The organism is Brevundimonas sp. 'scallop' (assembly GCF_011045535.1).
Classification (GTDB): domain Bacteria; phylum Pseudomonadota; class Alphaproteobacteria; order Caulobacterales; family Caulobacteraceae; genus Brevundimonas; species Brevundimonas vesicularis.
The window spans coordinates 1,290,809-1,302,147 of sequence record NZ_CP039382.1 but is presented as its reverse complement, the minus strand read 5'-3'; the positions used below and the strand labels follow the sequence as shown (position 1 = coordinate 1,302,147).

Below are 11,339 nucleotides of genomic sequence, written 5' to 3'. Positions count from 1 at the left end.
CGATTTTCCCCTGACCCTCTGAACAGACAGCCGAAATCTCTGCCGCGCTAATGGTCAAGCCGGCATTCGATGTCAACGCGCGATGACATTCGCGCGGATGTTTGTCGATCGACCGTGTCGAGATCGCCTCCCCCGGTGAAACGTCCAACGGTCACGCTGGCGCTGATGCCAAACGCGGCCGAACGGGATTCGTTCTCGCGTCACCTCATACGACGCTGCACGGCCTCCAGATCCTCAATGAACAACCGTCTCGCCTCAGACTTCGCCGCCTCGTCCGGCAGACGCAGCAGATAGGAGGGGTGAACCGTCAGTACGGCGGTCGATCCATCGCTCAGGTCGATCGGCGCGCCGCGTTCCTGCATCACGGCGGGCTTGCGACCCAGCAACGCCAGACCCGCCGTCGCCCCCAGGGCCAACACGACCTGCGGCTTGATCAGCCTGCGCTCCGAGTCCAGCCACCAGCGGCATGCCTGAACCTCTCCCGCATTCGGCGTCTTGTGCAGGCGACGTTTGCCGCGCGGCTCGTGTTTGAAGTGTTTGACCGCGTTGGTGACATAGACGTCGGATCGATCAATGCCGGCCTCGGCCAGGGCTGCGTTCAGCACCTGTCCCGCCGGCCCGATGAAGGCGCGGCCTGCCAGATCCTCCTGATCGCCCGGCTGCTCGCCGACGATCATCAGACGCGCCGACTTCGGCCCCTCCCCGCACACGCCTTGCGTCGCGTCGCGGTAAAGCGGGCAACGGCGACACGCTTGAACGCCGCTGGCGACATCGTCGAGGTTTTCGGGCACGGCCTCGGCGTCGGGACGCGCCAAATGGAGGTCAGGCGCGACGGCGCGCGCGAAACGCGGATTGGGCTGAGGCGACGGCGTGGCGACCATGGTTTCGGTTCGAACCGACGAGGCCGCGACCAGTTCCGGGATCAGGGCGGCTTCCGGCAGGTTCTTCCAGTAGGACTTGGCCATCTCACCCTGCATCGTCTTCACCTTGAGCCGCGCAGGATTGAAGGTCGAGGCGTAGTAGGTCTTCCAGAAATCCTCGATCTCGTCTTCGGCTGGCGCCATGTCGCGCGTTGCCGGCGACCCGAACCGCAGGGCTTCTCCATCCCAAAAAGCCGAACCATCCGGCGTCAGGATCGACCAGCGCATGGTCGTGAACCGCCGTTGGAAAAACGGCGCGGTCTTTTCCAAAACCCGATGCGGCGGCTCGAACCATGCCACCCAAGCTTCGCCCAAATCGTCATGCACCTGGCGAAAGCGAACGAAGGCCTTCATCTTGTGCGAGGCGCGGCTGACATTCTTGACCCGATCCAGCGCGTCGGCGACGTCGCGGTCCGAAATGACCTTGATCAGGTCCGGCTCATCCTTCAGCCGCCACAGCAGCCGATACATCAGATCGAAACGGTCAGCGGATCGATGCAGGATCAGGTTCTGGGCTAGGTCCACGAACTCTTTCGGGACGTTGAAAGCTCTGCGCTCATCCGGCGTCGGCGACGCCTCTTCGGCAATCGGCTGATCGAAAAGCCCGCCCTGTTCCATCGTCCCCGCCACGACGAACCGCGCCGCCGCAGGCTCCACACCCGCCAATCGAAACGCGCGCGCCGCTTTCCGCCAGCCGTCGAAGTCCGTCTCACCGTCCAGCGTCGCCACCGCCATCAGAACAGGCTCAACTGCTCGGGCGTTCGGCTGGTCACGCGCGCCTTGAGGTCCGCCGCGTCCGTCAGACCGCCTGGCGTCCAGTCCAGCGCCGTAATGAAGGGCCGGATCTTCGCCACCGATCGCGTCAGTCGTCCGACGTCCTCCAGCCGCAGGGTCCGATAGCGGCGCACCGAGACAATCCGGTCCACAGCTTTCACGCCCAGCCCCGGCACACGGAGCAGCATCTCGCGCGGCGCGCGGTTCACATCGACGGGAAATTGCTCGCGCTTGTTCAGAGCCCAAGCCAGTTTGGGGTCGACCGCCAGATCGAGCATGCCGTTCGATGCCCCCTCGCCAATCTCCGGCGCGGAGAAGCCATAGAACCGCATCAGCCAATCGGCCTGATACAGCCGATGCTCGCGCATCAACGGCGGCTTGGACAACGGCAGGATCGAACTGGAGTCCGGTATCGGGCTGAACGCCGAATAATAGACGCGGCGCAGGCCGTAACCACCGTAGAGCGAGGCGCTGCGATCCAGGATTTCCGTATCCGGCGCGCCGTCGGCGCCGATGATCAGTTGGGTGCTCTGGCCGCCCGGCGCGAACTTCGGCGGCTTGATCTTTTCACGTTTGGCCGGCTTGGCCGCCTCGACGCCCAGGCGCACCTGGCTCATCGCCTTTTTGATAACCCCGACATCCTTTTGCGGCGCAAGTCGCGCCAGCGCCTCGTCGCGTGGAAGCTCAATATTGGCTGATAGGCGGTCGGCATACAGTCCCGCCATCTCCACCAGCTTCGGATCCGCCTCCGGAATCAGCTTCAGATGAATGTAGCCCCGGAAATCGTGGACTTCCCGCAGCGTCTTGGCCACCAGGACCAACTGCTCCATCGTATAGTCGCCGGATCGAATGATGCCCGACGACAGAAAGAGGCCCTCGATATAGTTGCGCTTGTAGAAGTTGAGCGTCAGGTCGATGACCTCGTCGACATCGAAGCGCGCGCGCTCCACGTTCGACGACACGCGATTGATGCAATAGGCGCAGTCGTAGATGCAGAAGTTGGTCAGCAAGATCTTGAGCAGACTGATGCATCGACCGTCTGGCGTATAGGCGTGACAGATGCCCATGCCTTCGGTCGAGCCGATCCCCTTGCCGCCAACGGAGTTTCGTTTCGACGTTCCCGACGACGAACACGAGGCGTCATACTTGGCGGCGTCAGCCAGAACGGAGAGTTTTCGACGCAGATCGAGACGGGCCATCGTTCATGATACGTTCCAGAACAATATTTGGTCCAGCGTTGCCGTTTTCTTTTTTGAAACGACGACTTAACGCAGCAGATTGAGTAGCGACGTGCTCTTCAGCGAGTTGATGATCTGGGCCGAAGCCTCGATCGCCACCTGCGCCATCTGCAGATCGGTGATCGCCCGTGCCGGATCATATCCGGACTTGTCTTGCATCATCTTCTGCAGGGCGGTCTTCTGGTTTTGCTGGGCGTCCAGCGCAGTTTCAACGTGATTTTGAATCAGACCGTTCTTGGCCGTCTGGTTCGTCAGGGCCGCATTCGCCTTGTCCAGTTCGCCCATCTGCGCCTTCAGAAAAGCGGTGACGTTGGCGTCGGGCTGTCCCGTCAGCGTGCCCGCGCCTGCTGGCGTATAGGTCACGCCGCCGACGGTCACCGCCGTGCCGTTCTGGAAGGCCTGAATGTTGCGGAACACCTCAGTCAGCGGCCCGCCGATCTCGCTGGCCAGAAACCCGGTCTCGACCGTGGTCTTCTCGTCGATGCGCGACTTCTGCTTCAAGGTGTCGTTGGCGAAGGTCGCGGCGGTAGACGCCGCCGCCGTCAAATCAGCCATGGTCGCGGCTGTGGCGGGAGCGATGTCGCTCTGGCCGCCCGCAAACAGGTACGAGCCCTGGTGTTCCGCGTTCAGCCCCCCCTGCACAGTCTGATAGTTCAGACCGAGCTCGACCATCAGATTGTCGATCCGCCCGGCGGCCAGGCTGTTTGCAATGGCCTCGCGCGCCGCATTACCGCCCTCGTAGATGCGGCTCATGGCCAGATCTTGGGCGCTCAGCCGCGCCTTCACGGCCTCGCCGGTGGAGATGAAGCCCTCCAGTCGCGCCTGGGTCGACGTCAGGCTTGTCAGCTGTTCGGCGCCCCGGCCATAGCCGGACATGTCGGTGGCGATCTTCTCGCTATCGATCCGCTCCTGCGCCTGCTGCGCGCGGCCTTGCGCGTTCATCAGGCTAAGCAAGGCCGACTGGTAGTTCCCGTGGGTCGCGACGCGCGTCATTGCAGGATTCCGATCAGTACGTCGTACATGTCCTTGCTCGCCTGGATCAGGCGCGCGGAGGCGTTATAGGCTTGCTGGAACGTTGTCATATTGACCAGTTCCTCGTCCATGTTCACGCCTTCGGCCGAGGTGCGGCGACTGTCCGCCTCCTTGGCTAGGGCGCTTGCCGTTTCGCTGCGGGTCTTGGCGGCCGAGGCCTTGCCGCCAAGCTCGCCGGCGAAGTCCGCCGCATAGGACGACAGGGTCTTGGTCCCGCCGGCATTGCCGCCGGCTGCGGCGAAGGCGACGTTCTTCTTGCCCACATCGCCCAGCGCCAGGCCGCCGCGCCCATCGTTCTTGCTCAGCGCCGGCGTCCCCGCCGCCGCCGACAGGTTCAGTTGCGCCAAGGCCAACTTGCCGGGGTCCTGCTGGATGTCGCTGCGCACCGTATAGGCGCCCGCCCGCGTCGATCCCGTCGCGCCCAGGCCGAACAGTTGCGACATTGAAACGCCGGACGGATCCTGGGTCGTATTGTCCTTCACCACGCTCATCGACGTCGCAGACGGGTCGTAGGCCTTGAATGACAGCTTGCCCGCCGCATCCAGGCTGAAGGCGCCATAGCGGCCGACGCCGGTTATGGGATCGTTCAGCGCGCCCAGCATCTCGCCCATTGTGCCCGTCCCGGCGGGCACGGACACGGTGATGTCGCGAAGACGCGCGCCGGACGGGCCGGCAAAGCGCAGGGTCAGGCTCTCACCAGGATCGAACCCGTGCTGGGACGTCAGGGTCAGGCCCGTCTCGTAGAAGGTCGGCGTCGTCGTGGCGACCAGGTCGTTCAGGCCGAGCCAGTGCGAAAATCCGCGCCCGCCCTTCGTGCTGGTCGATGTCGCGTCGTCGGCGATGGCCACACCGTTTCCGCCCGCCCCGTCCAGGCGCAGTTGGCCGTCCGAGAAGCTCGCCGTCGCCGTGCCGCCTAGCTGGGCGTTCAGCACGCTGAGGAAGGTGGTCGGATCCGCGGCGGCGCCGTTGATCGTCATTGTGCCGCCGGAAAAGACGATCCGGGCCGAGGCCTGCACCACGCCCGACGCATTGACCGCCGAGATGGTCGTCGTGCCGGTGAAGCCGGTCAGGGCGTTCTCCAGCGACTGGCCGGTGTTGCGCCCCGTCAAGGTGGTCGGTGCAGGAACGCTGCTGTTTGCGTTATGGCCGCGGTTCAGTTCGTCCGCGAGTTTGGCCGTCAACTCACCCAGGCGCGCGGCGGCCGCTGGCGCATCGACATCGCGCATCTCGACCAGACCCCGGATCTGACCGGACGACACGCCGTCCAACAGCGGCCAGCGCGTGCCGCTGGGCTCGGTGATCATGATGTCCGAGAAGGCCGTCATGGCGTCCACAGTGCCAGCCGCCTGGTACGACAGCGTCGCCGCCCCCTCGCCCACCAGGGTCGTGCCTGTGTTGGTGCGCAGCGTCACGCCGCCGTTCGAGCGCGCCTCGACCTTCACATCCATATATTTGGACAGTTCGTTGATCAGGCCAAGTTGGGCGTTCTGGGCGCCCGTCACATCCTCGTTCGTCACCGTGCCGGCGGCGATGGTCTTGTTCAGCTTGGCGATCTGTTCCAGCAGCGGATTGACCGCCTCGACCGCGCTCAGCAGTCGGCCGTCCGCCTCCTGACGCGCCGATTGGATCTGTGACGCGATGCCGGCGGCCTGATTGAAGATCGCCTGGGTCTTGTAGATCGTGTCCTGACGCCCGGCCGAGGACGTCGGGCTTTCGGCCAGTGTCGCATAGGTGGCGAACAGCTTGTCGACCTGGGCGAAGAAGTTGCTGTCGCTGCTGGGATCGCCGAACTGGTTTTGGATCTGGTCGTACAACTCATAGCGCACGGTCTGGCGCGCGACGTCCGCACCGGCGCTGAGGCTGGCCGCCTGCAGGAAACGGTCTGTCGCCAGACGCACCCGCGTGACATCGACCCCCGAACCATAGCCATTGGTGACGGCGGCCGACTGATCGGCGACCTTGCGGATGTATCCGGCCGTATCGACGTTGGCGATATTGTCGGCGGTGACACGCAACTGCGACTGGGCGGTCCTCAGCCCCGACGTCGCAATGTTCATGATCGAGTTCAGCGACATTGACGCGTCTCCCCAGCCCTACCCGGCAACCACTGCATCGCGACGCGCAGTTCTTGCCCAGCCACGCGCCACGCCCGCTCGCACAAAGCGTTGTTTTTCCACAGGATCGTTGATCGGGCGGCCGTCATGATGGGAAAGACGCGCAAAGGTCGGGCCAATCAGATTGTGGGTATCCCGCTTGTCACTGATCAACAGCGCCGCGAAGCCGGGCAAAAAGTGGCGAGAGCGCGGCAATAACGACCGCCGCCTTTCGAACCCGTAGCCCCCCGAGGCTGCATTTTCACTGTTTTTGCTGGCTTATTTTCTTGGCCCGGCCCTTGCGTCGAGGGTGGCGAACTCGTGGGCGCAGCAGGCGCCGCCGTCGCTCCTTACGAAAGCCGCCGCGCTTCCATGTCCACCGCCTCCGCCCTGCTCGCGCCTGCCGCTCCGGTCTCGACCGGAACGTCGGTTGCTGCCACCGGCGCAGAGTCAGTCGATGCGGGCCTGTTCTCCAGTAAAGTCGCCGACGCGCTGAGTGCGGGCGTCCACGGCGCGCCGATCGAACGGATGACGCCCGGCCGTCTAACGGGCGCTCGGTCGCTGGGCGTCATCATGGCCCAGCCCGTGGCGGCCGAGCCTGACGTCGATACACCGACCCCGACGACCGACACCGTACTCACACTCTCGGGCGAGATCGCAGCCTCCGAAGCTCAGCTTTTCCTAACCGACGAGCAGCAGATCGGCACGGACACGGCTGCGAATGACGACGATAGCTCTGGCCTCGTCGCCGCAATGCCGCTTACGGCCCCGCAACCGACGCCGGCCGTTCCGATCGCTCAATCGTTTAATGTCGCGGGCTCGCCAGCCGTCTCCGAGGACGCGGCGGAAATCCCTGTCGATTCACAAGCGCCCAAAGATGTTGCGTCAGTCGCATTCGTTGCGCCCGAGGCGATCACGACGACGGTCGCTACAAATCCTCGTGCTGCAACTGATACGGCGGCCAAGACTGCGTCGGCGCCTGCCGACCAGGACCTTGAAGCGAAGACCGCCCTGGCGGCCGCGACCGCTCAAGCAGTCCTTTCGGAACTCTCCGAAATCCTGACGACCGAAGCGTTGGCCTCCTCTCCCGCCGCGGCGAAGCCGGCTGAAGTCGAGGCCGCCGAGACCTCGGTCACGCCCACTCAGCCGACGACGACCGACGGTCCGAAGCCGACAGTCGCGCCCAAGCCTGCCGTTACGGTCAAGGGCGACGCAGCGCCTCGTCCGACCGACGCAGCACTGCCGGCACCTGTGAATTTCGACGCTGCGGCCGGCACGATCCAGACCGCTGTCGCTAAACCCGACAAACCGGCCGCACCGTCGCCAATCACTCAATCCCTTGCAGCCGCTCAGATCCCGACCGCCCAAGTCCAGATCGCCGTCACGTCAACGACGCCCAAGCCGTCGATCATTGTCCCCGCCACGGTCTCCGCTGCGATAACCGAACCGGCGTCATCTTTGACAGCCGAAACGGCCGACACGTCCGATCAGCCAAGAGAGGCGGCTTCGACCGATACGCCGAAGTCATCGACCGTGCTTCAACCCGCCACGCCCTTGCGCGGCAACCTCCATGCGGTGACGGACCAAACCGGCGACACCGCCGCTCCTGCGGTTCAGAACGCGACGACCGAAGACGCTACCCCCTCCAGCGCCGCAATCGAAGTCGCCCCCAAGCCGACGCCCTCCTCCGCCAAGGCAGTCGAGCCCGCGACCGCCGCCGTCGCCGCGCCCGATTCAGCGTCGCCTGATGCGCCGACCGCAAGCCCCGCGCCGGCCGATGCGCAGCCTGCGCAACAAGCCGCCGTGTCCAGCCATGCTCAGAGCCTGTCCACCCTGTCACGCGCCACCGTCGAGACCACCGCCAAACTCGCCGCGCAGATGGCCCGCAAGCTCGAGGGCCGTTCGACCCGGTTCGACATGGTGCTGACGCCCGAAGATCTGGGCCGCGTCGATGTCAGCCTTGAGATCGGCAAGGACGGCCAACTGTCCGCTCGCCTGGCCTTCGACAACCCCGCCGCCGCCGCCGATCTGAAGGGCCGCGCCGACGAACTGCGCCGCCAGCTTCAGGAGGCGGGCTTCCAGGTCGCAGGCGACGCGCTCGACTTCTCGCAACGCGATCCGTCCGCGGGCGGCGGCGCCTTCGAGCGCCAGCAGCAGCGCAACGCTCTGTTCGCTGGCGGCTCTCGCCTCGCGGCCCAGGCCGACATGCCCATCGTCCCGGCGCCCGGCGCCTGGATCAACAATTCCCTGACGCCTGACCGCGTCGATCTGAAGGTTTGACCCCATGGTCGACGCCGTCACGACAACCGCAGCAGCCGGCCGGGTCACCGGCGGCACCAAGGCCCTGGCCTCGAACTTCGAAACCTTCCTGACCCTGCTCACCACGCAGATGAAGAACCAGGATCCGCTGTCGCCGCTAGATTCCAACCAGTTCACTGCGCAGCTTACCCAGATGGCCGGCGTGGAGCAGCAACTGCTGACGAACGACCTGCTGACCAGCCTGCTGGCCGCCCAGGCCGGCGGCGGTCTGGACAACGCCGCCAACTATATCGGCAAGAGCGTCACCGCCGCCTGGACCGCCACCGAGTTCAACGACGGCAATGCCACCTGGGCCTACGAGTTGGGAGCCGACGCGGACAAGGCCAGCTTGCAGGTCGTCGACAGCAAGGGCGTCGTGGTCTGGGAAGGCGCCGCGCCCGACAAGACGTCCGGCCTGCACACCTTCTCCTGGGACGGCAAGCTGAAGGACGGCGGCACGGCAGAGGACGGCGGCGTCTATACGCTGAAGGTCGCCGCTACCGACGCTGCCGGCGCCAAGGTTGACGCCCAAGCCCTGATCCAGGGCCGGGTCACCGGCGTCGAGATGTACAACGGCGCGCCATACCTGGTGATCGGCGACTCCATCCTTCCGCTTTCGACCGTGATCTCGCTGAACGAGATCAAGGCCCAGGCGGCCAACGATACCGACGAGACGGAGAATCCGAACGTCCCCACCGAGGAGGCGGCCGCATGATGCGATCCGCCGCCTTCCCGATGACCTCTATTTAAGGAGCGTTCTTCCATGAGCCTCAACAGTGCAATGCTGGCCGGCGTGTCCGGCCTGGCCGCCAACTCCGCCGCCCTGGCGGCGATCTCTCAAAACATCGCCAACGTGAACACCGTCGGCTACAAGCGCACGGCCAGCGAGTTCCAGACCCTGGTCAACAGCCAGACCGCATCGGGCGGCAGCTATTCGGCCGGCGGCGTCACCACCAACACCCGCTCCTACGTCAGCCAGGAAGGTCAGCTTCAGCGCACGACCTCCAGCACCGACCTCGCTGTCAACGGTCAGGGCTTCTTCGTCACGACGACCCAGGCCGAGAACGTTGGCGCAACCGACACCCGCCTGTTCACCCGCGCCGGCGCCTTCACCGTCGATAAGCAGGGCTATCTGAAGAACAGCGCCGGCCTGTATCTTCAAGGCTGGCCAGTGGACTCCAACGGCGAGATCTCGACCGATCCGTCCGACCTGTCGCGCCTGCGCTCGATCAACATCGGCTCGGTCGGCGGCACCGCCGAACCGACCACTCGCGTTCAGATCAACGCCAACCTGCGTTCGAGCCAGGAATCGTCCTCCGCGGCCAGCGCCCAGTCCTACAAGGGTGTGTCCGATACGGCGACGCCTGCCGTGACCCACGACGTGTCGGTCCGCTACACCCGCACCGGCGCCAACAGCCATGATCTGGTGATCAAGTCCGGTTCGCAGAAAGTCGATGCCTCGGCGACCTTCGACCCGACCACCGGCGCCATCACCGGGCTGACGATCAACGGCGCGAACGCCGGCTCGGCGACCGCGATCGGCACGCCGCCGACCCAGATCCAGTTCACGCCGGCCAGCGGCCCTGCCTATACGCTCAACCTTTCGGACGTCGGCCTGGGCAACGAAAACGTCGCCAAGACGAAGTACGACCCATCGGTCAACTCGATGGCGATGTACAACGCCGACGACGACAACCCTGTCGGCGTGAAGCCCGACTTCAAGATGAACATCCCAGTTTCGGACTCCAAGGGCGGCCAGCGCAACCTGGAACTTCGCTTCCTGAAGAGCGACGAACCGAACATCTGGTATGCGGAAATCGTGTCCGTGCCGGCCAGCGACGTGATCGCGGGCGCACCCTACGCCAACGGCCAGATCAAGACCGGCAAGATCGCCTTCACACCGTCGGGGCGCCTGGACGTCGACACGATGAAGGCCTGGCCAGCAGGCACGGGTCTGTTCGACGACCCCACCATGGCGACGCTGGACTTCGGCAAGTCCGATCCGAACAATCTGACCATGCCGGCCGGTCAGGTGGCCTGGGCTGACGGTCTGGGCATCGCCGCCCAAGCCGTCACGCTGGACCTCAACACCTCGGCCGGCGGCCTCAGCCAGCTGAACACCGCCTCGGTGGTACAATCAACGGTCACCAACGGCACGGCGTTCGGCAATCTGAGCGAGATCAAGATCGACGAAGGCGGCTTCGTCACCGCTATCTTCGACAACGGCGTCATGCGCCGCATCGCCCAGGTCGCGGTCGCCACCTTCCCCAGCCCCGACAGCCTGCGTGAAGTGTCCGGCAACGCCTACGCCGTCAGCCTTCAGTCGGGCACCTTCAACCTGAAGGCGGCGGGAACGGGCGGCGCGGGCGAGATCGCGGCCAAGCAGCTGGAGTCCTCGACCGTTGATCTGTCGGCCGAGTTCACCGGCCTGATCACCACCCAGCGCGCCTATTCCGCCTCGTCCAAAATCATCACCACGGCCGATGAAATGCTGGCCGAGCTGATCAACATCAAACGCTGATCGGCGAGTAAGTAAGCGTTAGTCTCGATGAATCGTCGCGCAAGCAAGGTTTACAGAGTCGTTCGGGGAGGGGCGGAAGTTATCCGTTCCTTCACCACGACCCTTAAACGGACCTTAGTCGGGGACGCCTACCTTCATGACACTACGGTGTTGGTGAAAGAGGCATAAGCCCATGTTGCAAGAGCGACGCCTTAATAGCAAAGGCGAACAATACGTGGTCGGACCGACTGGCACGCCCCTGACCCTCAACGACTTGCCGCCGTCCAACACGGACCGGTGGGTGATCCGGCGCAAGGCCGAGGTCGTCGCCGCCGTTCGCGGCGGCCTGCTCAGCCTCGACGACGCCCTGGCGAAATATCGCCTGACGGCCGAAGAGTTCCTGGCCTGGCAGAAGGCCATCGACAAATGGGGCATGCAGGGTCTGCGCACGACGCGGATCCAGAGCTACCGCTCCTGAGGGTTT

At 64.8% G+C, this 11,339-nt stretch carries 8 protein-coding genes; 4 read left to right on the top strand and 4 right to left on the bottom strand.

The genetic code is table 11. The features are described from left to right. Positions 1 to 200 precede the first annotated feature (200 nt). From E4341_RS06440 to flgK, 4 genes are all read right to left on the bottom strand, one after another. The gene (locus E4341_RS06440; RefSeq protein ID WP_165116020.1) at positions 201 to 1,655 is read right to left on the bottom strand and encodes a UdgX family uracil-DNA binding protein; all 1,455 of its coding nucleotides are present in this window, start codon (positions 1,653 to 1,655) and stop codon (positions 201 to 203) included. Continuing rightward, positions 1,655 to 2,893, bottom strand: coding sequence for a putative DNA modification/repair radical SAM protein (locus tag E4341_RS06435; RefSeq protein ID WP_165116018.1), 1,239 nt, complete (start codon positions 2,891 to 2,893; stop codon positions 1,655 to 1,657). Before E4341_RS06435 ends, E4341_RS06440 begins: the two co-directional genes overlap by 1 nt. 66 nt (positions 2,894 to 2,959) lie before the next feature. Beyond that, positions 2,960 to 3,925 carry a flagellin gene (locus E4341_RS06430; RefSeq protein WP_165116016.1) on the bottom strand — a complete coding sequence of 322 codons (966 nt, stop codon included), beginning with the start codon at positions 3,923 to 3,925 and terminating at the stop codon, positions 2,960 to 2,962. Further along, a complete protein-coding gene (gene flgK / locus E4341_RS06425; RefSeq protein ID WP_240893632.1) occupies positions 3,922 to 6,021 on the bottom strand; it encodes a flagellar hook-associated protein FlgK in 2,100 nt (699 codons plus the stop codon). The genes E4341_RS06430 and flgK overlap by 4 nt, the downstream gene beginning before the upstream one ends. A 408-nt stretch (positions 6,022 to 6,429) precedes the next feature. On the opposite strand from flgK, the gene E4341_RS15515 reads away from it, so the two are divergent. The 4 genes from E4341_RS15515 to E4341_RS06405 all read left to right on the top strand — a co-directional run bounded on the left by E4341_RS15515 (position 6,430) and on the right by E4341_RS06405 (position 11,333). Then, the gene (locus tag E4341_RS15515) at positions 6,430 to 8,337 is read left to right on the top strand and encodes a flagellar hook-length control protein FliK (RefSeq protein ID WP_240893631.1); all 1,908 of its coding nucleotides are present in this window, start codon (positions 6,430 to 6,432) and stop codon (positions 8,335 to 8,337) included. A 4-nt stretch (positions 8,338 to 8,341) separates the two neighbouring features. After that, complete coding sequence (locus tag E4341_RS06415; protein WP_165116012.1) at positions 8,342 to 9,070, top strand: flagellar hook assembly protein FlgD; 729 nt, start codon at positions 8,342 to 8,344, stop codon at positions 9,068 to 9,070. Positions 9,071 to 9,118: 48 nt separating this feature from the next. Next, a complete protein-coding gene (gene flgE / locus E4341_RS06410; protein ID WP_055754753.1) occupies positions 9,119 to 10,876 on the top strand; it encodes a flagellar hook protein FlgE in 1,758 nt (585 codons plus the stop codon). A gap of 172 nt (positions 10,877 to 11,048) precedes the next feature. After that, on the top strand, positions 11,049 to 11,333 hold the full coding sequence (locus tag E4341_RS06405; RefSeq protein WP_026108337.1) for a DUF1153 domain-containing protein: 285 nt from the start codon (positions 11,049 to 11,051) through the stop codon (positions 11,331 to 11,333). The last annotated feature ends 6 nt before the right edge of the window (positions 11,334 to 11,339 follow it).

Excerpts from the sequence above, each read along its gene's own strand:
- E4341_RS06405 (WP_026108337.1), top strand. The coding sequence starts at position 11,049 with ATGTTGCAAGAGCGACGCCTTAATAGCAAAGGCGAACAATACGTGGTC.
- flgE (WP_055754753.1), top strand. The coding sequence starts at position 9,119 with ATGAGCCTCAACAGTGCAATGCTGGCCGGCGTGTCCGGCCTGGCCGCC.
- E4341_RS06415 (WP_165116012.1), top strand. The coding sequence starts at position 8,342 with ATGGTCGACGCCGTCACGACAACCGCAGCAGCCGGCCGGGTCACCGGC.
- E4341_RS06435 (WP_165116018.1), bottom strand. The coding sequence starts at position 2,893 with ATGGCCCGTCTCGATCTGCGTCGAAAACTCTCCGTTCTGGCTGACGCC.
- flgK (WP_240893632.1), bottom strand. The coding sequence starts at position 6,021 with ATGAACATTGCGACGTCGGGGCTGAGGACCGCCCAGTCGCAGTTGCGT.
- E4341_RS15515 (WP_240893631.1), top strand. The coding sequence starts at position 6,430 with ATGTCCACCGCCTCCGCCCTGCTCGCGCCTGCCGCTCCGGTCTCGACC.
- E4341_RS06430 (WP_165116016.1), bottom strand. The coding sequence starts at position 3,925 with ATGACGCGCGTCGCGACCCACGGGAACTACCAGTCGGCCTTGCTTAGC.
- E4341_RS06440 (WP_165116020.1), bottom strand. The coding sequence starts at position 1,655 with ATGGCGGTGGCGACGCTGGACGGTGAGACGGACTTCGACGGCTGGCGG.